This is a genomic window from Paenibacillus radicis (ex Xue et al. 2023), from assembly GCF_024722015.1.
Classification (GTDB): domain Bacteria; phylum Bacillota; class Bacilli; order Paenibacillales; family NBRC-103111; genus Paenibacillus_S.
On record NZ_JANQBD010000025.1, the window covers coordinates 59,250 to 85,576 of the forward strand.

The 26,327-nt window shown below is 42.4% G+C and carries 31 protein-coding genes; 8 read left to right on the top strand and 23 right to left on the bottom strand.

The genetic code is table 11. The features are described from left to right. Positions 1-22 precede the first annotated feature (22 nt). The 7 genes from NV381_RS28570 to NV381_RS28600 form a co-directional block, all read right to left on the bottom strand. Positions 23-988: an ABC transporter ATP-binding protein gene (locus tag NV381_RS28570; protein ID WP_258216711.1), complete on the bottom strand. Its 966-nt coding sequence runs from the start codon at positions 986-988 to the stop codon at positions 23-25. Continuing rightward, positions 969-1,967, bottom strand: a complete 999-nt coding sequence (locus tag NV381_RS28575; protein ID WP_258216712.1) for an ABC transporter ATP-binding protein — start codon at positions 1,965-1,967, stop codon at positions 969-971. Before NV381_RS28575 ends, NV381_RS28570 begins: the two co-directional genes overlap by 20 nt. Before the next feature lie 63 nt (positions 1,968-2,030). Continuing rightward, entirely contained in the window at positions 2,031-2,933 is a 903-nt protein-coding gene (gene nikC, locus NV381_RS28580; RefSeq protein WP_258216713.1) for a nickel transporter permease, read from the bottom strand. A 15-nt stretch (positions 2,934-2,948) separates the two neighbouring features. Next, positions 2,949-3,869 (bottom strand): nickel ABC transporter permease, encoded by a 921-nt coding sequence (gene nikB / locus NV381_RS28585; protein ID WP_258216714.1) that lies wholly within the window; start codon positions 3,867-3,869, stop codon positions 2,949-2,951. Positions 3,870-3,938: 69 nt separating this feature from the next. After that, positions 3,939-5,474, bottom strand: a complete 1,536-nt coding sequence (locus NV381_RS28590; protein ID WP_258216715.1) for a glutathione ABC transporter substrate-binding protein — start codon at positions 5,472-5,474, stop codon at positions 3,939-3,941. A 52-nt stretch (positions 5,475-5,526) separates the two neighbouring features. After that, positions 5,527-6,867 (bottom strand): M20/M25/M40 family metallo-hydrolase, encoded by a 1,341-nt coding sequence (locus NV381_RS28595; protein WP_258216716.1) that lies wholly within the window; start codon positions 6,865-6,867, stop codon positions 5,527-5,529. A 186-nt stretch (positions 6,868-7,053) separates the two neighbouring features. Next, positions 7,054-7,764, bottom strand: coding sequence for a DUF421 domain-containing protein (locus NV381_RS28600; protein ID WP_258216717.1), 711 nt, complete (start codon positions 7,762-7,764; stop codon positions 7,054-7,056). A 199-nt stretch (positions 7,765-7,963) separates the two neighbouring features. Between NV381_RS28600 and NV381_RS28605 the strand changes: the two genes are divergently transcribed. Then, a complete protein-coding gene (locus NV381_RS28605; RefSeq protein ID WP_258216782.1) occupies positions 7,964-8,659 on the top strand; it encodes a response regulator transcription factor in 696 nt (231 codons plus the stop codon). Next, positions 8,652-10,226: a sensor histidine kinase gene (locus NV381_RS28610; RefSeq protein WP_258216718.1), complete on the top strand. Its 1,575-nt coding sequence runs from the start codon at positions 8,652-8,654 to the stop codon at positions 10,224-10,226. The genes NV381_RS28605 and NV381_RS28610 overlap by 8 nt, the downstream gene beginning before the upstream one ends. Positions 10,227-10,336: 110 nt before the next feature. On the opposite strand, the gene NV381_RS28615 is transcribed toward NV381_RS28610, so the two are convergent. Together NV381_RS28615 and NV381_RS28620 are read right to left on the bottom strand one after the other, a co-directional pair. Then, positions 10,337-11,242, bottom strand: a complete 906-nt coding sequence (locus tag NV381_RS28615) for a DNA ligase (protein ID WP_258216719.1) — start codon at positions 11,240-11,242, stop codon at positions 10,337-10,339. A gap of 42 nt (positions 11,243-11,284) precedes the next feature. Then, positions 11,285-11,791 (bottom strand): GNAT family N-acetyltransferase, encoded by a 507-nt coding sequence (locus NV381_RS28620; RefSeq protein WP_258216720.1) that lies wholly within the window; start codon positions 11,789-11,791, stop codon positions 11,285-11,287. 202 nt (positions 11,792-11,993) lie between these two features. Between NV381_RS28620 and NV381_RS28625 the strand changes: the two genes are divergently transcribed. Further along, positions 11,994-12,401 (top strand): VOC family protein, encoded by a 408-nt coding sequence (locus tag NV381_RS28625; RefSeq protein ID WP_258216721.1) that lies wholly within the window; start codon positions 11,994-11,996, stop codon positions 12,399-12,401. A gap of 123 nt (positions 12,402-12,524) precedes the next feature. Here NV381_RS28625 and NV381_RS28630 read toward each other — a convergent pair whose 3' ends face one another. Then, the gene (locus NV381_RS28630; protein ID WP_308862353.1) at positions 12,525-13,013 is read right to left on the bottom strand and encodes a GyrI-like domain-containing protein; all 489 of its coding nucleotides are present in this window, start codon (positions 13,011-13,013) and stop codon (positions 12,525-12,527) included. 127 nt (positions 13,014-13,140) lie between these two features. Then, the gene (locus NV381_RS28635) at positions 13,141-13,698 is read right to left on the bottom strand and encodes a GNAT family N-acetyltransferase (protein ID WP_258216723.1); all 558 of its coding nucleotides are present in this window, start codon (positions 13,696-13,698) and stop codon (positions 13,141-13,143) included. A 98-nt stretch (positions 13,699-13,796) separates the two neighbouring features. On the opposite strand from NV381_RS28635, the gene NV381_RS28640 reads away from it, so the two are divergent. Then, complete coding sequence (locus tag NV381_RS28640) at positions 13,797-13,934, top strand: hypothetical protein (protein WP_258216724.1); 138 nt, start codon at positions 13,797-13,799, stop codon at positions 13,932-13,934. A gap of 47 nt (positions 13,935-13,981) precedes the next feature. Beyond that, positions 13,982-14,137 carry a hypothetical protein gene (locus tag NV381_RS28645; protein WP_328517116.1) on the top strand — a complete coding sequence of 52 codons (156 nt, stop codon included), beginning with the start codon at positions 13,982-13,984 and terminating at the stop codon, positions 14,135-14,137. Between the two features lie 83 nt (positions 14,138-14,220). Here NV381_RS28645 and NV381_RS28650 read toward each other — a convergent pair whose 3' ends face one another. From NV381_RS28650 to NV381_RS28685, 8 genes are all read right to left on the bottom strand, one after another. Further along, positions 14,221-14,754 (bottom strand): hypothetical protein, encoded by a 534-nt coding sequence (locus NV381_RS28650; protein WP_258216725.1) that lies wholly within the window; start codon positions 14,752-14,754, stop codon positions 14,221-14,223. Positions 14,755-14,846: 92 nt separating this feature from the next. Beyond that, positions 14,847-15,371, bottom strand: coding sequence for a YfiT family bacillithiol transferase (locus NV381_RS28655; protein WP_258216726.1), 525 nt, complete (start codon positions 15,369-15,371; stop codon positions 14,847-14,849). Between the two features lie 16 nt (positions 15,372-15,387). Continuing rightward, positions 15,388-16,176 carry a phosphotransferase family protein gene (locus NV381_RS28660; protein WP_258216727.1) on the bottom strand — a complete coding sequence of 263 codons (789 nt, stop codon included), beginning with the start codon at positions 16,174-16,176 and terminating at the stop codon, positions 15,388-15,390. 59 nt (positions 16,177-16,235) lie between these two features. Continuing rightward, positions 16,236-16,862, bottom strand: a complete 627-nt coding sequence (locus NV381_RS28665; protein WP_258216728.1) for an SAP domain-containing protein — start codon at positions 16,860-16,862, stop codon at positions 16,236-16,238. A 917-nt stretch (positions 16,863-17,779) separates the two neighbouring features. Continuing rightward, positions 17,780-18,115 carry a DUF3892 domain-containing protein gene (locus NV381_RS28670; protein WP_308862356.1) on the bottom strand — a complete coding sequence of 112 codons (336 nt, stop codon included), beginning with the start codon at positions 18,113-18,115 and terminating at the stop codon, positions 17,780-17,782. Positions 18,116-18,310: 195 nt separating this feature from the next. Further along, a complete protein-coding gene (locus tag NV381_RS28675; RefSeq protein ID WP_258216729.1) occupies positions 18,311-19,855 on the bottom strand; it encodes a tetratricopeptide repeat protein in 1,545 nt (514 codons plus the stop codon). Positions 19,856-19,963: 108 nt separating this feature from the next. After that, positions 19,964-20,281 carry a thioredoxin gene (gene trxA / locus NV381_RS28680; RefSeq protein WP_258216730.1) on the bottom strand — a complete coding sequence of 106 codons (318 nt, stop codon included), beginning with the start codon at positions 20,279-20,281 and terminating at the stop codon, positions 19,964-19,966. Positions 20,282-20,295: 14 nt separating this feature from the next. Then, complete coding sequence (locus NV381_RS28685; RefSeq protein ID WP_258216731.1) at positions 20,296-20,661, bottom strand: MerR family transcriptional regulator; 366 nt, start codon at positions 20,659-20,661, stop codon at positions 20,296-20,298. Between the two features lie 622 nt (positions 20,662-21,283). On the opposite strand from NV381_RS28685, the gene NV381_RS28690 reads away from it, so the two are divergent. After that, a complete protein-coding gene (locus NV381_RS28690) occupies positions 21,284-21,814 on the top strand; it encodes an ATP-dependent Clp protease proteolytic subunit (protein ID WP_258216732.1) in 531 nt (176 codons plus the stop codon). 131 nt (positions 21,815-21,945) lie between these two features. On the opposite strand, the gene NV381_RS28695 is transcribed toward NV381_RS28690, so the two are convergent. The 3 genes from NV381_RS28695 to NV381_RS28705 all read right to left on the bottom strand — a co-directional run bounded on the left by NV381_RS28695 (position 21,946) and on the right by NV381_RS28705 (position 23,872). After that, complete coding sequence (locus NV381_RS28695) at positions 21,946-22,536, bottom strand: hypothetical protein (RefSeq protein WP_258216733.1); 591 nt, start codon at positions 22,534-22,536, stop codon at positions 21,946-21,948. Positions 22,537-22,669: 133 nt separating this feature from the next. Then, the gene (locus NV381_RS28700; RefSeq protein WP_258216734.1) at positions 22,670-23,173 is read right to left on the bottom strand and encodes a DinB family protein; all 504 of its coding nucleotides are present in this window, start codon (positions 23,171-23,173) and stop codon (positions 22,670-22,672) included. Positions 23,174-23,284: 111 nt separating this feature from the next. Then, complete coding sequence (locus NV381_RS28705; protein ID WP_258216735.1) at positions 23,285-23,872, bottom strand: NAD(P)H-dependent oxidoreductase; 588 nt, start codon at positions 23,870-23,872, stop codon at positions 23,285-23,287. Positions 23,873-23,991: 119 nt separating this feature from the next. Here NV381_RS28705 and NV381_RS28710 point away from each other — a divergent pair, with 119 nt between their 5' ends. Next, on the top strand, positions 23,992-24,435 hold the full coding sequence (locus tag NV381_RS28710) for a MarR family winged helix-turn-helix transcriptional regulator (protein ID WP_258216736.1): 444 nt from the start codon (positions 23,992-23,994) through the stop codon (positions 24,433-24,435). Between the two features lie 60 nt (positions 24,436-24,495). Here the strand turns inward: NV381_RS28710 and NV381_RS28715 are convergent, their stop codons facing one another. After that, entirely contained in the window at positions 24,496-24,909 is a 414-nt protein-coding gene (locus NV381_RS28715) for a winged helix-turn-helix transcriptional regulator (protein ID WP_258216784.1), read from the bottom strand. Between the two features lie 161 nt (positions 24,910-25,070). On the opposite strand from NV381_RS28715, the gene NV381_RS28720 reads away from it, so the two are divergent. After that, entirely contained in the window at positions 25,071-26,279 is a 1,209-nt protein-coding gene (locus tag NV381_RS28720) for an MFS transporter (RefSeq protein WP_258216737.1), read from the top strand. The last annotated feature ends 48 nt before the right edge of the window (positions 26,280-26,327 follow it).

Consider the following 26,327-nt stretch of genomic DNA (forward strand, 5'->3'; position numbering starts at 1 on the left):
CCTCCAAAAAAAACATTCTATATTAATTATATAAATGACAGGCAACGAATTGGCCGTTTACTTCCTTTAAAGCAGGTTTATCCGTTCGGCAAATGGCCATGCATTCGCTGCACCGTGGATGGAATGTACAACCGGAAGGCGGATTCGCCGGGCTAGGCACATCTCCTTGCAATACGATTCTTTCCTTCTTGATCAGAGGATTTGGAATAGGCACAGCAGATAGTAAAGCCTTGGTATACGGATGCTTCGGATTGCTAAAAAGCTCATTCTTATCCGAAAGCTCGACAATTCTGCCTAAATACATGACACCAATCCTGTCGCTGATGTGCTTAACCACGCTCAAATCATGGGCAATGAATAAATAGGTTAATTGAAATTGCTCCTGCAAATCTTGAAGCAAATTAATAACCTGGGATTGAATGGACACATCCAGTGCAGATACCGGCTCATCGGCTACAATGAGCTTGGGCTTCAACGCCAGAGCCCTTGCAATCCCTATGCGCTGACGTTGTCCGCCGCTAAATTCATGAGCATAACGTTTGGCATGATAGCTGCTTAACCCTACAACATTCAACAGCTCTTCAACCTGCCGGTCCACTTCTTTCCCATGGGCAATGCCATGAATTTTTAGAGGTTCCGCAATAATGTCCCCTACAGTCAGACGCGGATCGAGAGATGCATAAGGATCCTGGAAAATGATTTGCAAGTCTTTACGCAGCTTTCTTAATTCCCCGGCATTCATGCCCACGAGGTTTTTCCCCTCATAGAGCACTTCTCCCTCGGTAGGTTGAAGAAGCTGAAGAAGCGTTCGCCCCGTAGTCGATTTACCACAGCCGCTTTCGCCCACCAATCCAAGCGTTTCACCTTTATAAATATTGAAATCAAGTCCGTCAACCGCTTTGACATGATTGACAGTTCGACTGAAAAGCCCCTTTTTAATAGGGAAATATTTTTTTAAGTTTCTTACTTCAATTAGCGGTTTTGTCATTACGGGTCTCCCCCTGATGGTATGAATGAAGCCAGCAACGGCTGTAATGTCCTGTTTCGACTTCTTCCAGCTGTGGAGCATCTTGCCTGCATTTGTCCATGGCAAATTCGCATCTGGGGGCAAACGAACAGCCTTGCCGTAAGCTGCCTGGAATCGGCACATTTCCTTTGATGGAATACAGCCTCTTTTCTTCCGAGTCCAGCGTAGGGATCGATTTCATCAATCCTTGGGTGTAAGGATGCTTGGGATTGGTAAAAATAGTGATGACATCCCCTTCTTCCACCACCTTGCCGCTGTACATAACTACAACACGGTCACACATTTCAGCTACAACGCCTAAATCATGGGTAATCATCATGATCGCCGTATTTTGTTCCGCTCTTAATTTTCTCATCAAATCCAGGATCTGTGCCTGAATCGTTACATCCAATGCCGTAGTCGGCTCATCTGCTATTAACAGCTTCGGCTGGCAGGACATAGCCATAGCTATCATGACACGCTGTCTCATGCCGCCAGAGAGCTGATGCGCATACTCATCCACAATTTGCTCCGGTCTTGGAATGCCGACCAGCTTGAGCATTTCTACCGCGTGAGCCCTTGCTTGTGACTTGCTATAGTTTAAATGAATCTCCACAGATTCACCGATCTGCTGGCCTATTGTGAACACCGGATTTAATGAAGTCATCGGCTCTTGAAAGATCATCGCCATTTCATTACCGCGAATTTCTCTCATTGATGCTTCCGGAATCGATAAAATATTTTTACCGTTAAACTCAATCGACCCTCCTACTACTTTCCCTGGAGTCAGCCGCATGGTTGTCAGAGACGTTACGCTTTTGCCGCAGCCGGACTCACCGACTATGCCAACCGTTTCACCCTCATATATCGTGATATCTACCCCATCCACAGCAGGAACAACACCCTCATCGGAATAAAAGTAGGTTTTGAGTTCTTTAATCTCCAACAGCTTCTTCTTCAATGTTTACCCTCCTGTATAACAGAGTTACTCCGCTTCGGTCCACTTCACTTCACTACACTTCGATCACAGCTTCATCTTCGGATCCAAAGCATCCCTCAGCCCGTCGCCCAGCATGTTAAACGCCAATACCATGAACATGATTGCAAGTCCCGGGATAGTGCTTACATGCGGAGCTGTCCGCAAATATTCGCGCCCAGTGCTAAGCATAGCCCCCCATTCTGGAGTAGGAGGCTGTGCGCCCATGCCCAGAAAGCTTAGCCCGGAGGCCGTCAAAATGGCTGTAGCAATACGCAGCGTGGAAAGAACTATAATAGGAGCAATACTGTTTGGAACCACATGCTTGAATATAATGAGTGCATTGGTTGCTCCCATCGCTTTTGCCGCTTCAATGTATTCTTTATTTTTCACGGAAATAACCGCGCTTCTGGAAATACGAGAGAACGTCGGCACTGAAAAAATACCGATTGCTATCATAACGTTGATCATGCTTGGTCCCAATACGCTCACGATGGCTAAAGCCAACAGAAAGCTCGGAAAAGCCATGAAAATATCCATGATCCGCATAATTAAAGAATCAATATATCCCCCGAAGTAACCGGAGATCGTACCTAAAGCAACACCGAGGATGACAGAGATAAAAACACCGACAATCCCAATCATCAATGAAATCTGGGCTCCGTAAATAACCCTTGATAAAATATCCCGCCCGAACTCATCGGTGCCGAACGGATGGCTCCATGTCGGAGATTCCAGCATGATCTGCATGTTTTGAACGAATGGATCGTAAGGAGCAATCCAACGCGCAAGCAGAGCGACAATTACAAAGATCGTGACCATCCATAGTCCGACCATAGCCCGTTTATTTTTTTTGAATCGGCTCACCATCATTTGCAACGGCGAGCGCGGCGTATAGGATTGCTCGAACGGGTTGCTTTCAACTTGTGATACCGATGCTGACTGACTCATGAATTTGCTCCTTTCTTAATCGTATCTAACCCTAGGATCGACTAAGCTGTAACATAGATCGACGATCAGGTTCACAATAACAAATATGGTCGCGATAAAAAGCACTGTTCCTTGAATCGCCGGATAATCACGAAATTGAATCGATTGAATCACGTAACGTCCTAGCCCATTCATAGAAAAAACAGTCTCAGCTAGTACCGCCCCTCCCAATAAATGACCAAATTCCAAACCAATGATCGTAATAATCGGGATTAAAGCGTTTTTCAAAGTATGCTTATAGATGACTGCCTTCTCCCTGACCCCTTTGGCCCGAGCCGTACGTACAAAATCTTGATGAATGACTTCCAATACGGAAGATCGGGTAAGACGAGCCAATATAGCGGAAGAAGATAATCCAATGGCAAGCGCCGGAAGAATAAAATACTTAAACCCATCGCTGCCTCCGGAAGGCAGGATACGAAGATAATAGGAAAAAATTAAAATTAACATGAGTCCCAGCCAAAAGACCGGCATCGAAATGCCAAATAATGAAAACATCATGGTAGCATTATCCCGGATGCTATTAGGCTTGGTGGCCGAGAAAATCCCTGCGAAAAGCCCAACAATAATCATAATGATGATAGCCATAACCGTAAGCATAATCGTGGTCGGGAATCGCGTAAGAATTTCTGTCAGCACCGGCCGGTTGGAACGAAGTGAGGTTCCGAGATCACCTTTGGCCAAGTTGACCACATAGGTTCCGTATTGCACATGCAAGGGCTGATTTAATCCGAGGCGGTCACGAACCATGGCAACGTCTTCTTCAGTGGCGTCATTGCCGGCAACTAGCCGGGCTGGATCTCCCGGAACAGAGTGGATCAGAATAAATACAAGAATCGATACCCCAATCAAGGTAGGAATCATTTGCAGCACACGCTTTATAATATAGCTAAACAACCTGGCGCCTCCTTTACAAGAATAGAATAGGGGGATGCTAATATCCCCCTATTCTACTAAAGCTTTTTGTTATTTTTTCACAACATCACGAAGGATAAGCCGCTCGTTATTCCAATTGTATACATTGTCAAGATTGCTCTTATAGCCTGAGGTTTGTTTGTAATCGAGCAGGAAAATCCATGGTGCCTGGTCCTTGATAAGCTTAAGCGCATCGCCGTAAACCTTTTTACGCTCATCCGGATTGGCCGTTTTCATTCCTTTATCGATTAATGCATCGAGATCAGGATTGGACAACTTCGAGTAGTTGCTAGCGCCCTTCGTCATTAGGATCGGTCTCAAGCCCCAATCCGCATCATTCGTAGAAGTACCCCAGCTGTTCAAAGCCAGATTGAATTCAGCCTTCGGATCACGGGTTGCTTCCTGGAATGCGCCGAACTCCCATTTACGATATTCGACTTTAAATCCTACTGCCTGAAGGTTGCCTTGAATGAATTCGGCAATTTGGCGATCCATCAAATAACGGCCGTCCGGCGTCCATAATTTTAACGTTGTTCCCGGCGCAACTCCTGCTTCCGCCAACAATTGCTTCGCTTTCTCAGGATCGTACGGGTATGCACCTACAGAGGAGTAACCCCAAACCATATCACCAATGGCCGCTTCCGCCACTTTGGCTTGGCCGGACATGATTTTCTTAACAATCGTTTCCTTATCTACCGCATAGTTGATCGCTTGACGTGCTTTCACATTATCGAATGGCGCTCTTGTTGTATTAATAGACATGTATAGATTTCTGGAGCTTGGCTCCACATTGATTTTGATTTTGTCGTTTGTTTTAAGACGATCTACATCTGATGTAACAACTGGGACGATAATATCCGCTTCACCGGTTTCAAGCATGATGGAGCGTGCGGAATTTTCAGCTACTGTTTTGAACGTAATGGTTTTCATCTTCGGTTTATCTCCCCAATAATCGGGATTAGCCTCGAACACAACTTTGTTTCCTGGAACCCATTCCTTTAATTTATAAGGACCGGCGCCAACAGGAGATTTGCCAACATCTTTCCCCTTCTCTTTCACGTTCTTGGGACTATGAATCCCGCCGTTTGTATGTGCAAAGGTAATCAACGCAGGGCCGAACGGAAATTTCAAATCAAAGCTCACTTGATATTCGCTATCGACATTAACTTTATCGATAAACTCCGCATATAAAGAGTAGCGGTTCAGCTTATTATCCTTGTTAATAACGCGGTCAAAGGTAAATTTCACGGCTTCTGCATTAACAGGTGTACCGTCTTGAAATTTCGCCCCTTCGCGAAGCTTGAACGTGATCTTCTTTCCATCAGGCGATGTGGTCCATTCTTTAGCCAATTGAGGAACAATCGTATTGTTTTTATCCAAGGTAACCAGCTTATCGAACAATAGCTCGTTAGCATTATTGGATATACCGTCACTTGTATCTTGAGGATCCAGCGTAACCGGCTCAGAACCAAGGGCAACAACCAGATCCTTAGATGCACCGGCGCTGTCTCCTCCGGACGGAGCGCTGCTACATGCAGAAATGAGAAGCACAAAAGCCAAAATGAGTAATAATGAAGTCTTTTTCAAAACAAATTCCCCCTCTTCAACAAATATTTATATTAAAAGTAAAATGACCGAATTAAGCAAACTCGTGGATCACTGCAGCTACCATTTTGATACCATAAATATAATCGCTTACCAATATATTTTCATTTGGTGCATGCTTCCGAGAATCTCCGTTCCCAACACCGAAACCAACTGTCGGAATACCGAACTGCTGACAAAGCCGGTACATTGGACCCGAGCCTGGATTCATCAGCACCTTCTGAGGAGGTTTCCCGCTTACTTTTTCCGCAGCCTGCATCACTTTAATGACAAGCGGATGACCGGGATCTGTTTTAGCGGCTCGCGTTCCTTTTCTGGCAATGATTTCGATGTCCTCAAAGCCATGACGGTCCAAGTGCTCTCTTAAGAGCCGCACAATCTCCTCGGGATCTTGATCGGGAACCAAGCGGAAGTCCAGCTTAGCTCTTGCCTCGGAAGGCAGCACCGTTTTGGAGCCTTCCCCCGAATAGCCGGAATAAATACCGCAAATATTGCATGTAGGCTGAAAAATAAGCTTTTCCTTCAATGGCGTTCCGGTTAAGTTCAACAAAAATTGATCTAGCCCGTATCTTTGTAAGGTTTCTTCTTCCGGGTAATCCATCGACTCCAGAATGCTTCGCTCTTCATCTGATAGTTGTAATACACGATCATAGAATTTGTCTATTAAAATTTTCTCTTCCTGATCCTTCAAGGTGCTTAATGCCCAAACCAACCGCCAAGCGGGATTCTCGACAATGGCAGCATTCAAGGAATGCATATCCGAGTTGGCGCCTTTTACGGCCAGTTCGATATACAAAATCCCCTTTGTTCCCATCTTAAGCTCGATGCTTTTATCCGAATAAATAATGCCATTCTCCCAAATGCACAGATCAGCTTGCACCTTATCCGGGTGATTCTCGATAAAATCAGGGAGATTTATGCTTCCCTTCTCCTCCTCCCCTTCCACAATGAATTTCACATTGATGGGGAGTTCGCCATACACCTGCTGATAAGCATGAATTGCACAAATGCGTGCCATTAGGGCTCCCTTGTTATCTGCGGAACCTCTGGCGGTTAGTACATCATCATGAATTTCGGCTGCAAACGGATCATAATGCCAGGATTCGATCGGGTCTTCCGGCTGCACATCGTAATGATTGTAAAATGAAATCGTTTTCTTATTCCCCGAAAAAAAATGACCATACACAACCGGATGTCCTGTCGTCGCAATAATTTCTGTGGAACCGCCTTGCTGCTGCAAAAATTCGGCAACCATCTGAGAGGCTTCCTGAATCCCTCTGTTTTGAGTAGAAACGCTTGGTATTCTACATAATTCCTGCAGCCATTTCACATACATGTCTTGATGTTCATCGATATAACGGTATACGAGTTCCATATGTGTCCTCATCTCTGTATTTCTTGGAAGAAGTGTGTCTTGGACAGTCTTCTTTCTCTCGATCCCCTCCGTTTAAAGATTGACAGATATACTTTGTAAACTTCTTGTAAAAAGTATAGCATCCGATTTATTGAATGTATAATTTATAATTTTATCAGTTATTGATAAAATTTTTTGTTAATAAATCTATTCTTTATCTATGGGATGTTGTAAATTATCCTTATAATAATCAAATACCAGATTTCCGTTAGTCGTTTTTACACCGTAGAAAATGTCAGACAGCTTCTTCCCTTTCTGATCGATTTGATTCATCAGCCACTGCTCGGATAAATTATTTTCCAATAAGTTTTCCTTCATCATTTTCCCATCCATAATAACTTCAATAGGAAAGCTTGTTGTACCTGAATGAACCAGATTCAGATCTTTTTTTATTAAAGCCAGATACTTGTCCTTCTTCTTTACAGATAGCTTCCCGTTAGTTTCCAGAATCGCATAATCGACCTCTTCTATATTGAATACATCCTTTTCTCTTAAGGATTGATTGAGAGAATCCAGTGTATAATGCAGCTTTCTCATATTGTCCTCAAGTATTTTTCCTTTCTCAATGATTACAGTCGGTCCTCCGGACACCCATTTTCTTGTATTAGGGAACTTGAGCGCTACCACAGACATGATATAGGATGTAAGAGTAAAAACAGCAAGCGATAGAATAAAATACCAGGCTTGTATCTTCTCGTTGAAGGCCAAATTTGCTGCCACTGCTCCCATAGTTATACCTGTCGCAAAATCATGAAAGGTCATATTAGAGATCGTCTGTTTTCCTAATATTCTTGCAATTAACAATAGTGCTGCAAATGCTAAAATCGTTCTTCCGAATATTTCAATACCTTCCTGCATGATTGAATCACCTCACTGAACAGCTTTACCTTTGAAAATGGATTTTATTCCAATTGAGACACTGTATTGCCTTGTTCCTACCATAAGCTCCATACTTTTTGTGCTCTTAAGAAATTGTTAAGGTATACCCTGCCAATTATTTAAGAACTTGCGTCTATATTAATGCTATACATATGAAAAGTCTAAGGAGGAAGCCCGTATCGCAGCCCAAAAAACTATACTTCTTGTCGACGATGAGAAGGAAATTATCGATCTGTTGGAAATTTATTTGAAAAATGAAGGCTATCTGCTTCTACGCGCATCTGATGGGGAAGCTGCATTGAACATTTTACAAAAAGAGGAGGTTGATTTGATCGTGCTTGATATTATGATGCCGCGTATGGATGGAATTGAGGCCTGCCTCAAAATCCGTGAGCACAAAAATATGCCTATAATCATGCTCTCAGCCAAGGGACAGGATATGGATAAAATTATGGGGCTGAGCAGCGGTGCCGATGATTATCTGGCCAAACCTTTCAATCCGTTGGAGCTAATTGCCCGCATTAAGTCGCAGCTGCGCCGATATACGCGCCTCAACATCACCACTGCCAGCAAAGAGCATGAAATCGAGGTGGATGAGCTGCTCATCAATACACAGACACATGAAGTGAAGCTCGACGGCCGCATAATTAAGCTAACCCCGCGAGAATTTGCCATTCTGGAGCTGTTAGCTCGTCATCGCGGTGTCGTGTGGAGCATTGAAAAAATTTATGAAACGGTCTGGCAGGAAGCCTACTTCGATTCCAACAATACCGTCATGGTCCATATCCGTAAAATTCGCGAGAAAATAGAAGCCAATCCACGCAAGCCCAAATATATCAAAACCATCTGGGGGGTTGGCTACAAAGTTGAGTAAACATCCGTCCTTACCTCCGACATCACGTTTAAATCGATTCCCTTTCACCTGGTTTCCATTTAACTTGCTGCGTGCCTTGATTCTGCTGACTATGGACTTATATCAAATTATGAAAAAGCAAGTCGGACGAAGCCTGAGATTGCAGCTAATGGTTGCTTTTGCCTTTTGTCTGGCGGCGTCGCTCATCTTCTACTCCCTTAGCTCGGCTCTGTTCGGCGGGATCAATACAGATCCTGTCATTGATTACAAATCGGGGGTCCAGCGTATTGATAATGCGGCGAAGAGCTTGGCAGAGGTACTAAGCCATGAATACTCCAACCACGATAACGAAGTGAACAGTCCCGAATCACAGATCGAATGGGAAAAGGAGAGAATGCTGGACTTTACCGAGCAGGTCAAACGGGAAAGTTCTATGAACAGGCACAAAATAGTGGTCACCGATCTCACAGGCAAAGTTTTATTTCAAAGCTCCAATTCAGCTGAAACCAGTGTAGACATTCATAAATCGATCCGCAACTCGATAGACACCCAACGTGAAAGAAATCTGCGGCAAGAGACCTCGAGCCTGTATCCCGTTACTTACAAGGGGCAGTCCTCCTATCTGATCGTCAGCGGCATCCCCGAACCGAATATTACTTACAAACGCGGACAAAGTCCTTTTACAATGGTCGGCTCGATAATCTTTTTTATTGTTCTGTTCTACTTTTTAACCCAACAGAAAATGCGCTATATCGAAGAATTAGCGGGTGGGTTGATCACGATATCAACTGGAAATTTGAATTCGCGGGTTGCGGAACGCAGTGATGATGAGCTTGGCTCCCTGGCCAAAAATATGAATTTGATGGCGGAGCAGCTGCAGATGAAAATCGAAGAGGAGCGGAGGGCTGAACGGCTGAAGAATGAGCTGGTTACCAACGTTTCCCATGATCTGCGTACACCGTTAACATTGATCATGGGATACCTGCGTCTGCTCAATGATAAGAATTACGAAAACGAGCAGCAAGCTCAAACATACCTTAATATCGCCTACAATAAATCGGAAAAGCTTAATTCACTGATCGACGACTTATTTATTTATACGAAGCTGACTCATCGGGATGTTCCTTTGAATAAAACAGGCATTGCGCTTAATGACCTGCTGGAGCAGCTTCTTGAGGAGTTCGTCACACCGGCTGAGGAGCAGCAGGTTATTCTGTCTCGCAATATCCCTAAGGAGAAAATATTCGTAAATATTGATGTTGATCAGATGATCCGAGTGTTCGAGAACCTGTTGGGCAATGCATTGAAGTACAGCCCGAAGCCGGGAGTCATCTCGATAAGCATGGTCAGGGAGCAGCAGTATGGTATCGTCCGGATTAGCAATATGGCTGAGGAGCTGTCTGAGCAGGAGCTCGAACGATTGTTTGATCGTTTTTTCCGGGTGGATGCTTCCCGCTCCTCTCAGACAGGCGGTTCGGGTCTCGGGCTCGCTATTGCCAAAAGCATTGTCGAAGCTCACGAAGGCTTCATAGGAGTGGAGCAGCAAGATGGCGAGTTAATCTTTTACATTAAATTAAAGCTGGATTAAAACCTTATTCCTGATCCGTATCTAGGAGGGAGACTGTATAGGCCGCTCGTTCCTGTGTGGCAACTACAGTCCCCTCTATTCACCTATTCAACATACGATTAACAAACCATTTAGGATATCCAGACACAATCCTCAGGCTTCTTATCCAACAAAAATCCTTTAAACAACGTAGTTTTCAATTGATGCATATCCGTCCGTTCGAGATACTCAATCCGGCAGCATAAGCATGGTTGAATCCATTGTGTTTTCTCGTCCTCTGTCGTGTGAAGCCGCTGCGCAAGCTCCAAGAACTGTAGTTTATCCTCCTGCTTAAACCCAAGCTCCACTACACCAACCGGCTTGTTTTTGACCGTTCTGAAATTCAATCCTATAACAAGTCCGAATGGACTGGTTCTATAACCCAATATGAGCACATCCACTGTTTTGACATGGTTGATTTGCAGCCAGTCCTTGCTTTTCGTATCCGGAATGTACCTCGACGCTTTCCGCTTCGCTACGATCCCTTCCATATTATGTTCCTTGGTCAATTCAAACAAGGCATTCCCCTTACCTGTTAAATACATGGTGGGCATTATCGAAGGCGAAGCAGCAACAATCTCACTTATCCGCTGCTTCCTCTCCAATAAAGGTTCTTTCATGTGCTCCCTGTCCGTACATAAAACATCAAAAACAATGAATGATGCAGGATGAGTATGAACGGCGCTCTTAATCCGTGTGGAGTTGCTCAACCGCCCCCGGTAAGTAAAATCATCAAAAACAGGCCTTTGACCACGCAATACGATACCTTCACTATCTAAAATAGCGGTGTGCGCTTTTATTGCCGCCGCGACTTCCTTCAACTCAGGGAACTTGTCCGTTACTGAATGCCCATTAGATGTATAAGCTTCTATTCGTTCACCCTGCTTGTGTAAAAGAATGCGCCAACCATCCCATTTCGGTTCAAAGATGAAATCATCATCATCGAATGGCTCCTTGCCCAAACTTAGAAGCATTGGCTTGATTCGTGTAAAAAGCATTTAAACCACCTCATTACACCATTGTTCCATACTAAGCCTGCTCTAAACCGTGTTTTTATAATAGAAAACAGTCGCATGTAATTCACCATTTGCAGATTGCGCATAATGAGGGATACGTCCTGCGGGGATATAATCTAACGAAGTATACAGCAGATTAGAAGGGTCTCCTTCTCTGGTATCGAGAACTATTAAGGTTCTCCCCTCCAGCTTCGCTCTTTCTTCAGCTAATTGCATTAGGAAACGACCTATACCGTTACGACGGTAATTAGGATGCGTCATTAATTTAGCAATTTCGGCTCTATGTCTGCCATTCTGCTTCGTACTTAGATGCAGCTGCACCGTTCCGACTATCTGGTTGTTTATTTTCGCAACAAATAGAAGTACCCCATTGTCCAATACGTTTTCCCAATATTTTATGGCCTCTGAAAGGTTCAATGGGGGTAAAAAGCCAATCGATGCGCCATTTTCAACGACTTGTATCAGAAGATCCGAAAGCTCGTTAAGCTGTTCTTCGATGGTATTTATTTCTTCCAACATCACATCGCTCATGAGTACAATCACCTCCAATTAGTGTTCTATCTTCCTCAATTTAACATTATGAAGGTTTGCATACAATAAAGATGTCAGGTTTTTTTACAAGTAGTCATCATGATTATCTAAAATAGCAATCGGTAAGAAATCCCGTCATCTGGTGCATGCTATTATAATGGTGAGAGCTATCCAAACCAAAGGACGAAAGGATGTTGTAATTATGGCTAAACATGCACCTTATATTTTTTCCGAGGACGCAAGATCTCAAGCAGAGTTTTACACGAAAGCGCTTGGCGGAGAGATTCAGTCCATTATGACCTATGGAAATCTTCCGAATGCCAATGAAGCGAACAAGGACAGAATCATGCACTTGAGTCTAATGGCCGCAGGGGTTAACATCCTGATGTGTGATTCTCTATACGAGCCAATTCGTCATGGCAATGCCATTCATCTGTGTCTGGAATTCTCAACCGAAGCCGAAGCCCGTGAAGCATTCGACAAGCTTGCGGAAGGGGGCAATATCAAGCACCCGTTGGGAATGGAATTCTGGGGCGCAATGTTCGGACAAATCGAGGACAAATTCGGCGTATTGTGGATGATCACCACCGAGCCCAAAAGTCAATCTTGATTCAGCCTACCTGAATCCCTCATACCTAATAGCGGCAGCCAAGAGCATGAATATCATGTTCTTGGCTGCCGCTACCGTTCTATGTACCGATTTTTTGTGTCTCTCTCAATCTTTCTTTATAATCTAATTATTTTCAATAGGAATCATAATTATGAATTCAGGGTCTTTCACATAAGGATCTTGATGGATAGGATATTCCTCGTAGTGTGTGACCTCTCCCTTATGTAATTGATACCCCTGACTTGCAATCCAGGCATACATATTTTTGTATGAGAGATCTATACTTTGATCTTTCTTGTGCTCGCACTTTGCATAGGTTAAGGTCGGAACCGTTATACTTACCATTCCATCAGGAATGTGCTTGGCACTTTCAACCTCCATAACCGAATAGTGAGTAAATCCTCCTTCATTAATATGATAGGACAAGCCTAATAAAGTATCTGGATATAAAACATGCCGTATCTCCTGTAACCGTCTATTTATTTCGGAATGAACCGCTCTAATCCCACCCGCTCCTGCTTCTGCAAATGTTCCTTCCCATTTCAACCCCACTGCCTGAAAAGACTCTTTTGTAATAATAGTTGACTCATTCCTCTGTTCCAAAATAACCATCCTCCCGAAACGAATGATAATATCTCAATTACTATTTTACACCAATAAAGTTACAGAAGCTGGAAGAATATCTTTGCAGGTGAGGGATTAAACATCTGCATCCCTCTAAAATCATAGAGACAGTCTGTCATTTTCCGCGATACGCTTTTTCATGGTAATCAGTAATATAAGAGAACAAAGTTTTACCGTCATCCAGCGGTGCAAAATCCTCATTAAAGCTCAAGTACATAGCTCTATAAGTCTCTGGAACCCAAATATAGGGATGGACATAGTCGGTCAAATGAAACCCGACTTTTTCCCAAAACCGGATACGCTCCGCATTTTCCTTAGTCGGTTCAGCCTCAACCTCTATAACGATGCCACGGCAATCAGCCGTGCTCTCTGCCCATGCCCGAATATCTTCTATGCATTTTCGGCCTAATCCTTTGCCGCGCTGATTTTGTCGAACCGCTATATAATCAATGATCAGCACTTTTGCATTTCGATTTATCGCGGTGAGGGCCATCGCAACCACATCAGTACCCTCACTCCAAGTATGAAGATTACAGATTTCTCTTTTGAACATGCGTTGAATGAGCGATCGATTTTTCCTTCCGTGTTCAGGAAACGCCTCCGCATAAACTTGCTCCGCTTTAAGCCATAACGCTTCATCCCACTCTGCGGTTGTATGGTATTTCATAGCCATTGTTCTTCATCCTTTTCGTAAATTGTTCCTCAATTCATGAGTATATAGGTAGACGCCGCTCTGTAAGGAACATCCCGGTAATTGTAGAATTATTTAGTATGATGACAAAACGTAAAATTATTCTCATTCTAGGAACGTTAGTACTTATTCTAACTGCTGTACGTTTGGTATGGATTACACTTCAAGCAACGCCTGATCACCCTGATGCCGTTCAAGGGGTTCTAGATTTGCAGTAAGACATGGCGTTACTAAGCGCTCACATGGCGGAACGGTACGAATCCTCATTACCGATCATGAGAACTATATCGATATTACGAAAGAGGACGATGGAGTGGGAATGAATAAGGAAAAGCTGCATACTCTGCTCGATCATCATTCACAGGGCAGCCGTGGAATCGGGTTGTTCAATACGGAGCGAAGGCTGAAGCAGCTGTATTAAGAGCCCCTATTCTGTCTTGGTCAAGACAAGGATAAGGGTCTTTAACATATACGGGGACGAGTTTATTGTGCCAAAATCATCAATCACTGTATCATTAAAAATCGAAGCAAGCCCAATATGGCAAAGCAGAAGAGCACTATACCAACGCCAATCCCCGTAATTGCGCTGTTAGCAATATTAAGTTTTTTGGATACAACTAATGAGGTTACAACAACACCAACGAGGAGTATCCCTAAAATATACAAGCTGGAATCATTAAAAACGTTTTTTAACCAGAAAAAATGAACACCTACAATAAAAGCAATCCAAGGGGCAATATAATCATTACGTTTATATTTAATCAAAATAAAAGCACCTATAGCTGCTAATAAAAATTCAATGATTACGAATATCAAATAGTTTTGGAATGCACCCGGATCCGATAAAGCAGAGCGATCATGCCAGTGTGTTATACTCAAGTAAATACCCACTAAACCTACTATCAGTGGGGCTGAAGAAGCGATCCCAATATACTTCCGCCAACTTTTTCTAGGATTCTCCTGAGCCCAGCCGAACCAGCTAAAACTAAATATACCGAAAATAGCTGCATACATCACATAATCCCTTACATATTCCATGAATTCTCCCCCATTAAAAAATTCTGGCCCACATGGTATTGGTAAATGCGAAGCTGCTGCCATTTCGATTTACTTAGACTTTCCCGTATTCCTTACCATCCCTTATGATCTATTAAAACTTTTATTTGCGAAATGTGATGCTGATTATGCCAAACAAGCCTTTGAAGGGCAGTATCTATAGTGATTTTACCCAATGCTTGAGTTTTCAATCTTCTATTAAAATCTTCCGGGCTCAAACTATTTATCAGAATCAGAAATCGGCTGTGAAGTAATTCCAGAAGTAAAATGGATGTCTCAATAGGAGTATCCTTGTAATCGCTTAATTCTGCCCACAAGTCTTCTCGATAAGTCTGCGACATGGGTTCATCCTCAGTTAGCGCTCTCTTGAATCGCAAGTAAGCATTCATATCATTATCGGCTATGTGATGCACGATTTGTTGAATTGTCCAGCCCTCAGGACGGTATGGGATTTGAAGCTGATCCGGCTGAAGGCCCATAACAAGACTTCGAAGAGTTATTGCAATAGTAGGGATTTGATCTATAAAGCTTCTCCGCTCTTCCAAAGTAGGATTGAGCAGCGGTGCAAACTGACCCATTGGAAAACGTAATTTATCCATTCCTTGATTAACCCCCTTATTTCTTTTGGAGCTCTTGATTTAGTAAATGCAGCATTTCCTTTTCTTCCTCTTCTACGACCTCCCCTAATCTTACAGCTATTGTCGGTACTAACCATACGTCTATTTCCTCTTTACTTATTTCTTGTAATCTTAAATATTCAGTCAAATAAACATCATGAAAAAATAATCTGCAATTTCTATCCAGCAGCCAATCCGGAGGATCATCTGGTAGGGCGTGAGATCTTAACATTAAAAGAGTTCTCATTATATCGGCATTGGGATTACCAACTAAAGTATTAAACCAATCTACTATTATAGGTCCTCTAGGTGACATAATGATGTTGTCTGGATGAAAATCATAGTGACATATTGTATGAGCTGCCGGTAAGTTATCAAGCAATCTTATAATTTCTGTTCGGTTCTCGATGGTTATATGGTTTAATCTGTTTATTTTCTTGGTTAATTCCTGCTTTAAATTGGGCGGATGCTTATGAGTGGCTCTATGTATTTCTGCATGTAAAGCTGCCATAACCTTAGCGTGTTTCGATAAACTACTCTCTGTCGGTTCAATCAATCTCATCAATGTACTTCCAACTATTCGTTCATAGATTATCCCTTTACGGTCTTCTATTTCAACCAGCTCAAATACCTCTGCCGCGGGTAAACCGATCTGGTTTATTATTGTGGTATTAGTCATTTCCTGATTAACATTATCATCTTTTAAAAATAACTTTAATACCTTTGTTTCTCCCCATTCAAAAACTTCGGCAGTTCTCCCTCTCGCTAAAAGTCGCCCTTTTTCCACTACTATTCTCCTTTACATATAACCACAGGACTGTGGAGGTTGTTTTTTGTAAAGCTTCTCTATTCATTCATTTGATTTAAATACTCATCTAATAGAAGGGGAGAATACAATTTTTCACCTGGGTTGTCTCGCACTTTACTCCATATTTGCGCAGCAACTTTCATTCGGTCTTTAAAGCCCTTCGTTCGAGAGTCTTTATTAAAGTCTTTAACGAAATTGTTCCATTGATATGTTTTTTCTTCCGGGCTTTCAAGCTTCGTTTTCCCCTCATACACCTGAATTAAATCAGCAACTGTCATTTCAATATTACCTTGACGTTCCGCTTCTCGTAATGCCGCTGCCATTTCTTTAGTAAAAGTAAATTTACTCTTGTTGTAATATTTGGCGAAAAACTCCCTCGCCTTCTGGTTAAACTTAAATCCATCTGGAATAAGCCTTGTACTTAGCGATATTTCATTCAGTTCTTGTTTCTTTCTTATGTTTGTATTTAAGAGACGATGATCAATTGTTTTTTCGCCGATTAATAATTTTTTGATCTTCACTTCCAGCTCTGCTTTTGTCCCGGACGATGAGATGTTATGCATACTGCAGATGTGGATTAATTCATTCTTATACCAATAATGTCTTTCGAACTCTTGGATTGAAAGATCCATTGAAAAATCTGGCCGCTGTTGGTTAACGCTCATACGATTCTCCTTTACTTTTTCTGTTAGTTTCATTTTATGTTCATGTTATTTGCTATTAATTCCTGCTACGGCACCAATAATGACTCCGACTCCAATGATTAAATATTTGAGGTAAAAGTTGATCACACTAAGAGCCGCAAGTTAAGTCCTGCAACACTGTATAATTCAATAAACCCCAAAATATCCCTTCATTTTAGGAAACTTTTACCTGAATTCACCTTCAAGAATGCTTACGCTGCATTTGCGTGAATAAGAGGAACAGCTGCTGTTGAAGTCTTGTTCCTATGATGATCAAGCTTGCCATGATGGAGTTGGAACACATCTTGCAACAAAATAGTAAACGGCTCGATACTCCCTAAAGCTACCCTGAAAATAACGCATGATGCAGCCCGGGAAATTGGCGCACGAAACTAGGTGCAGCTATATTTTTAAAAAGCTGCGTCTGCCTAACGGGAAATCCTCCCGTTAATTCCGGGCGATGAGCGATTTTTTCACAATTAACTGGAAATCCTCATGCTAATTCGACACTGTAGCTCATTTAATCTAAAAAACATCAATATTAGAAGGAGAATTTCCAGTTAATTCCCTCTACAAGCAATTAATAGGAGAATTAGCTCCAGAAATTCCAGTTAACCATTTCACTACCTTCCGACCAAGATGCTTTCACGTTTTAATAGCATTGAGGTAAGCTTCGCTCACTCCAAAACATATAAATTATCTGTATATTAAAAAGAGGCGGTCCCAAAAGAGTGTCAGTGAATGAATCCGTCCCAACTATATACAAAGACGCCTCCAAAACCACTATGTCCGTGGGGATGGAAGCGTCTTTTTGTAGGGAAATTCCCATTAGAGTGAGTGGGGGTCAAAAATCCAGAAACGGATTTGGGAACAGCCTCTCCTCACTATTTGTTCGCCAGTTAAAATGTAGGCAGATTATCCAGATTGTTCTCCTGCACACCGTCAGGCTCGCTTCGCAGAATATCGCGGCCATAGCGGTGGTATACATCCACATTGGCGAGGGCACCCGCCTTAGCCTCATTCAAAGCACTTACATAATCAAGCTCACGTCCTGCCGATGTTTGAATCGCAATGATATCGCCGTCATTATTTTTACGTACGGCTACGATATGCTCTTTTCCAGCGTTTGCCGCAGTATTCATCTGATCCTGCCCCGCTTGCATTTCACCCTGTTGCCTGTACTCTTGATAAATTTGTTCGTAGTTTGTATTCTGATTCGTTGGGTTTTGATTCATTGAATTCTGATTTGTTGGACCTTGATTCATTGAATTCTGATTCGTTGGATTCTGATTCATCGGATTTTGATTCATTGAAATCTGATTCGTTGGATCTTGATTCATTGGACCTTGATTCACTGGATTCTGATTCGTTGGACCTTGATTCATCATAACCACCTCGTCAGTTATGATACCCAGAAATTCCATCTATTATCAGCCCAACAACAGCAGCAGCTCCAAAACTCCTTCATGCTCAGGTTCCATAGCCAAAGCTTTATGAGCATAGTCCCGCGCCGAGTCTTGAATCCCAAGCTCATAACAGCAGATCGCCATATTATAAAGGACTTCCGCTCCAGCCTCTGTTTCTTTCAATGCACGTTCATAGAACACCAGTGCGTCCTCGTATAAATCCATTTGAAACAGCAGCATACCGCAGTCCAAAGCTAAATTATGCTTCTCCTCCATAGGATAATAGCTATCCCACATCCGTTGGATCCCATTGCGAATATCGTTCATATCTTTCTCATTAGCTGCTGGAAGCAGCAGGGCGATTCGCTTGGCGCTCTGAATGAATAATTGAGCATCATAGCTGCCCAATTTCCAAAAGGAATGCAGCTGGGATAGCTCCATTTGATCCAGATGCATATCAAACCATTGTTTCATACTAAAAAAATCATCCGGCCCAAAACGGTCTACAAACCTCCGGTAAGCCAGACGTGAATTGGCATAGCTCGCCGGATCTTGAAGCATAAGGATACAGCCTACATTCAAGTTGTTATATTGATGCGTTGTGAATAAGGTCTGTGCACCCTTTTGTTCAAATAGGTACTGTATCGCATGGTAATTCGCTTCCAGGGAGAAGCTTCCATGATGGATAAGCTTAGGAGGCTCAGCATATTCCCAATTTTCTATTCGATGGTCTCCTTTATCGGCCGTAAGCAGAAGAAAACCATGTTGGGACAATTCACTGAGTCGTTCCAAACACGCCAATCCTACGCCCGGAAAGAGAACATGCGAATCCTCAAGCTTTTGCTTATAGAGCTCTATTACATCGTTGTAGGGATACGATTGCTGTTCATAGCTCTCAGCTCTGCGGTAATGATACTCGGGTATGACTTTCCCAAGCTTATCGGAGGCGCTCAGACCGGCAGTCCCTTCCGGAAACAGCAGGGAAATATCACATTCATAAATCTTGCCTTCATCTACATAAAGCAGCTCTTGAGGGATACTGTCAAAAAAGTAATTAGCAATAACCAGCAGCGGCTGCTCCAAATCGCCAGGCCTTACGACTGATTTAGATTGCGTCAAGATTAGCTCTGTATCCTGAACGGCATCGAATTGTGCGAAATCCAAAACACCTTGCTGGACATAGGGCAGTAAACTTGTGTGCTGCTCCCAATAGGATATATTTTTGACAGCCAAGTCACTCAATATATAGCGAAAAGGAGGAAGCGGTATGCCGGCATAATCCCTTAGCTCGCATAGCTCCTTAAGAATATGAAACGCTAATCGGCCCGAACCCGCACCAAGCTCAAGTATTGTAACGGGTGCTGAAGTATACCCTAACCTCGCTCTATCTTGAAGAAATCCAAATATAATTTCCGCATAAGCCAATGCCATAATTGGATTATTCGTTATATACTGCGGTACTTCTTCACTCTGCCAAGCGTTGATTCCCTGCTCTTCATAAAAGAATCGCTGCAGCTCCCAGATTGGCGCTTCACTAAAACGGTAAATTGGCGGTTCGGTACGAGTCATCTATTTAAACCTACTTCACTAATTGTTTATCATCCTATAGGGATTGATATGTGTATATCATAAGCGGATATACGCTTCAAAACAATGTGTTAGCTTAATCACCGGGATTTATAAATGCTTTTCAAGTACATTTCGATACTGCGCTTTGGGACGAAGCCCCACGATTTTATCTAAAGGCTGCCCTTCTTTATACACGATAACGGTTGGCATGCCCATGACGCCAGCCTCAGCGGCGGATGCAGGTAAATCCTCGCAGTTTACTTTTACTATCCTGACTTTCCCAGTCATTTCCTGATCTATCTCCTCCAATACGGGGAGTAATGCCTTGCAAGGCCCACACCATGGTGCGCCATAGTCGACAAGTACGACCCCTTCACTAATAAGAGATTTTAGCATGGCGTCATTTTCCGCAACTGTTAGTGCCATTTCCTCTCACCTTCCTATTCATTATTCGCTTCCGCCTCAAGCTGCACGTAAGCTATGCGATCCAACAGATTCGCTTTGATTTGATTCAATTCGATGATTTGCCGTTCGATCTCCTCCAGCTTCTGCTGGTAAATCGGCATTACATCTGTACAGAACGCCTCTTTATTCTGAAGCACGCAATTTAGGAACCCTGCAACCTGCTCTGTAGTTAAGCCGAGATTTAAATACAATTTAATCGTCTTCACCGTTTCCTCAGTGAGTGGACTGAAATCTCGGTATCCATTCGTTAGGCGTGCCGGTGCAATTAATCCTTGCTTTTCATAATAACGCAGCGACCGGATGCTGACACCCGTCAATCGCGATAGTTCACCGATCTTCATAACAATCCCCCGGGTCTATGAGAGTGGCTTATTCTTATTATAAAGTCTGACAGTAGTGTCAGGGTCAAGCGTTTTTTTTACGGCAGAAATAACAATCATTTTGTCACAAATATAGGGTGGACCTCATTTATTGAACAAATAGTGAACGCTTTAGAGGATCATTATTCCCGCGACATCGTTCGAGTTACTTTTTACATGGGTTTTGATAAAGTAAGCCATACGAAATCAACTAACATATGGTAGGTGCTCAATGGTTGAACTTATGGTACAAGAAAAAAAATGCTTTAGCATTGAGGAAACAGCTTTATTTTTCGGAATCACTGAAACACGGCTAGTTAATCTTCTTCAAAAAATTGAAGGGTCCGGGTACTTATTTAAACGATCGGATAGTGGCCAATTGGCACTGACTGAAGAGGATATCATGATGATTCTCTGTTTCACCTAAGTAGTCCTATGTTATCATATCAAATTAAGATGCCAAAAAGCCGCTCAGCGAAGCGGCTTTTTTATTTTTACTATTCATAGCCCAGATTACAAAAAAGAAGAGTTTATGGGTTACGAAGTCTTAAAGAAAGGAATACATTAACATTATCAGTAAGCCGTTGAGACTGGAGACTTATACATGAACGAAAGAACCTTGTATTTATTTGATGGAATTAATAAAAACTCAGTAAAAGCCGTTGTAGAGAATATACTGAAGATTAACCAATTGGACGATGAAAAAGATAAGAGAGAGAAGGACTACAAGCATGTTCCCATCGACTTGATCATCAATAGCAATGGTGGAAATGTTTATGACGGGCTAGGTCTTATTAATGTGATTGATAATAGCAAGACACCTGTCCATACGTATGTGTATGGTCTTGCAGCCAGTATGAGCTTGCTTGTTGCAGTTAGCGGTCACAAGAGGCATTTAGGCAAACTAAGCACGCTAATGTATCATTCCATTTCAAATACAATAGGAGGCCGTTTGGAGCATTTGAAAAATCGGGTTGATGAAGGGCAGAGATTACAAAATATTTACGATCAGTATTTAATATCGAAATCTAATCTCCGGCTGGAGGATCTTAAAAGTGTTCAGGAGCATCAGCGCGATTGGTTCATTAGTCCAGAGGAAGCATTAGAGCTAGGAATTATTGACGAGATTATTTAGAATTATTTAGAAGCAAGCAGGTCCCCGTTACGAACTACCCGGTACAATGCTTGATTATTTTCAATACGGCCGATGATTATGTCAGGCTCCCCATCCTTGTTTTGATGAAAGAATGGGGGGATCTATCGGGGTTAGCGCTCTTCCCATTTACTTAGAATGAAGTCCATAATTTCCTGACTCGTCTCCTCGGTAAGGCCATTGCGCAATGCTGTAATGAATTCAATAAAAAGTAGAGAGACAAGCTCATCCAGCTCTATATCAAGAGGGTGATGCTTCCAACGCAAATCTTCAAAAAACACATTCACTCGGTTAACTTCCTTTGAATGCAGCCTTATGGAAAGAGTCAAAAACTCGCTTTCCTCCTTTTTGCCGTTCTTAGTAGTTAGGCTCCAATGAAATTTGGTTGGTGCGCTTGAATCGGACACTTTTTTGCCAATGTTATTGGGTGTCGTAAGGACACTTCCGTATAACCTGCTCAAAGAGGATAGGTATTCATACAGATCCTTTCCCTGCCGGACACTTTCCAGAAAATTATCAAACAACAGCTTCGCAAGAAAAGCTTTGTTTAATCCCGTCAATTCTTCCTCAGTCATATATTTAACATCCTCTATAAAAGCATCCGCACGATTAAAATAATCGCGAGGCGCACGAACCTGAACCGTTTGGTAGGACTCAGATGACCTCCCGTTGAACATACCTGTCCATTTTTTGAAAGCGATCATATACCCAGCTCCCCCTTTTTCCCCTCTATTAACTACTATTACGAATCTAGCAATTTTATGACATAAAAAAAGAGCCGCCTAGTAGCAAGCCCCTCGCAATAATTATGCAATTAGGTTAATTGAGATACTAATTCTATCTGGAATACCAGTACAGAGCATATTCAGTCATAGTAGAGGCGTAGCCCAGCTGGCGCAACATAGCCGTAATATTGCCGCGGTGGTACGTAGCATGATTCACAATTTGCAAAACGATTTCAGAATAGCTCGTTTCCCGTATACCAGCATATGGGTTATCTACAACTATCGTTTTTTCCATATTGTCCTGTTGGTTGAAAATTGCTTTAAACTGCTCGGATGATTCCAAAAACAACATTTCCAATTCCTCAAGGCTCTTCGCCTCGGTATTTTCTTTCAATTGATTAGCATATACCAAAGCATCACTCATACTTTTACCCAATAGGATGTTCAACCAACAGATATCCGTTATGTAAATATGAGGCATCGCCTTCGAAATCGATGGAAAAACACTTTGAATCTCCTTATTGTAAATGTCCTGTGGAATTTCCTTTAATCGATCGAGCATCGTTTTATTCGCCCATACATTGAAGTTATACATTTCTATTGAGGCATGCGCCATATATAAAACCTCCTATTTTCATTTCATTTTCCAATTAATTAGCTTATAACAAAATAGTAGCACAACTACCCTGACAGCTGTTTGTCAGGGTTATCTAATGATGCTATGAATTTAGCTTGCTATCGTTTTAAAATAATGATAAATCTTATTTAATTTATCCTCTTGTTTCCCCTTGGGACTTTCCATATTCCCGAATTCAAAGAACTTTACTTTCTTTATTCCCACATAACTAAACAAGGCTTTTTTCATTAATACTTTGTGCGCATTATTTAACCAAAACAAAGGATATAACGCGGGCCCCTTCATGGAAGAAATACAAACTACCGAACGTCCCTTTAAAAGTCCTTCTGGCAGCAGTCCACCTGTATCTTTGTAAGCAAAGCCTGACGCAAACATTTGGTCGATGTACCCCAGAAGCATAGCAGGAGGCCTTCCCCACCATATAGGATACACGAAGACGATTTTGTCGGCCCACATAATCTGATCCCGATACTTGGCAAGCCGGGGTTCAGATTTCATATCTCTTCGGCGTTTATTCTCATTGAACACAAGGACAGGGTTAAACTCCTCCTCATATAAATCCAGTACCTTGATCTCCATAATATGAGGATTTTCGGTGCTTCCTTGTATGACTTTTTGCAAAAATGCGTAGCTTAGGCTCTGATGATTAGGATGCGTATAAATAACTAAAGTTTTCATTGAACCACCTCATTACTTATCATTTGATAAGCAAATAGTAGCATGCCGTTATTTTGTTATCAAATGATAATTGTTTTATGATAATCAATTTGTTATGGTATCCCTAAGAGGTGATTTCTGTGGATAAAAAAGTTTTTTTTCAAAAATTCGTATCCTTTACCACTGCTGTTCTGCAAGTGAAACATGAGCTTACCAAAGATATTAAATCCGATGCCATTACACCTGTTCAATATAATATTCTCGAATATATAGCGGTTAGTCAGCCCGTTACCCTTAGCGAGATTAGCGATTGTCAGCATATGTCCATGCCGAACACGAGCCGTGAACTGAAGAAGCTTACCGAAAAAAATCTATGCGAAAAAGTCGCCGTTACCGAGGATCGACGCAAGCAATATATCCGTCTCTCCGAAGAAGGACAAGCCATAATGGACGAAGCCTTCAACCGTATTGAAGTTCGTTTTCTGCAGCAGATAAAGGATGCTTCTGCAGAGGATCTGCAAGAAATAGAAAAAGCTCTGGATGTGCTTAACTCCAAAGTGTTTCATTCCAATAAATCAGTGTGACCGCGATAAACTCAGCCTGTGAGGGCCCCCTTTGAATTTTTGGGGGGCATTTTTTGTTACTCAAGATTCATTTTCCGCATGGTGTGCAAGAGCATTGTCATTGTCATCGCCAGACACATTATTAAGAATATTGTCTTCTAATACAGTAAATTTATCCCCATACTCTTTGATAATATGGTTTTCACCCCAGGCGCATAGGGAGTCCAGGATCGATTTCAAACTCCATCCATATTCGCTCAGCTCATACTCCACCTTAGGAGGAACTTGGTTATAGCTAATTCGATTCAATATGCCATCTTGTTCTAATTCTCTCAGCTGCTGAGTTAACATTTTTTGTGTAATTGCTGGCATAAGACGTTTTAAATCACTTGTTCGTTTTTTGCCATGCGTCAAATGACAGAGGATTACACATTTCCATTTACCCCCAATCACCTCGAGCGTTGCCTCCACTGAAATGTTATATTTCTTTTTGATCACACACTCTTCCCCCTAACTACGCTTATAGGAACCTATTAGTTTGTGGGTACTTTTTAGTTCCTATATCACTTCAAAGTACGTACTATTCATTTCTATTCAAATAATACATAATAACATCTACCGGCCGGTAATACCATACTGTAGGAGTTGTGAAACAAATGTCATTGGACTCAAAGAGAAGTACATTCGCGCTCCTTGCATTAGCCATCAGCGCCTTTGCTATTGGAACAACGGAGTTCATCAGTGTAGGACTGCTGCCTCTCATTTCTGAGGATCTAAATATATCGGTTACAACATCCGCATTAACGGTTACTTTATATGCATTAGGGGTAACTTTTGGGGCGCCCATCCTAACATCCTTAACCTCTAATATTCCGCGCAAAACGTTATTAGGTTGGATTATGGTTGTTTTTATTGTGGGCAATAGCCTTGCCGCCGCAGCAAGCGGCATTGGCTTGCTTCTGGCAGCTCGTGTTATCTCCGCTTTAGCACACGGAGTGTTTATGTCCATTGGCTCGACCATAGCAGCGGACCTTGTCCCTGAAAACCGCAGGGCTAGCGCCATAGCTATCATGTTCTCCGGGCTCACGGTGGCGACTGTTACAGGAGTACCCTTGGGTACCTTGATCGGGCAGCAATGGGGTTGGCGGGCTGCATTTATCGGTATCGTTGTAATCGGCGTTATAGCTTTCATAGCTAATATGACATTGATTCCATCCGATTTGCGCAGAGGAGCTAGAACGCCGCTTCGCACTCAGCTTAAACTTGTTACTAATGGGCGTTTGCTGCTTGCATTCTCCATTACTGCCATAGGGTACGGAGGCACATTTGTCGTCTTTACTTATTTATCCCCATTGCTTCACGACATAACCGGATTTAAGGAGACAACAGTAGCGCTTATTCTCCTTATTTACGGTATTGCCATAGCCATCGGCAACGTAATTGGAGGAAAAGCTGCCAACCGCAAGCCGGTTTCCGCCTTGTTCTATATGTTCATTTTACAAGCTATTGTACTTCTGATCTTAACGTTCACCGTCCCATTCAAAGTAGCCGGCTTGATTACGATTTTCTTTATGGGATTGTTAGCTTTTATGAACGTTCCGGGATTACAGGTGTATGTAGTTATGTTGGCTGAACGATTTGCACCGAAAGCTGTAGATGTGGCTTCTGCCGTCAATATCGCCGCGTTCAACGCCGGCATTGCGATCGGGGCCTTTATAGGTGGTGTTGTTACGGATTCTATTGGACTTATTCATACAGCGTGGGTTGGATCGTTGATGGTTTTTGGAGCCGTAATTTTAACCGGTTGGGCACGAGCCTTGGAAAAAAGAGATGAAACCAACCACAAACAAAAGTCAGCAGCTTAATGATATGATGCCCCGGTGTCGACTCAAAAAAAGTTATTCAGCTCGTAA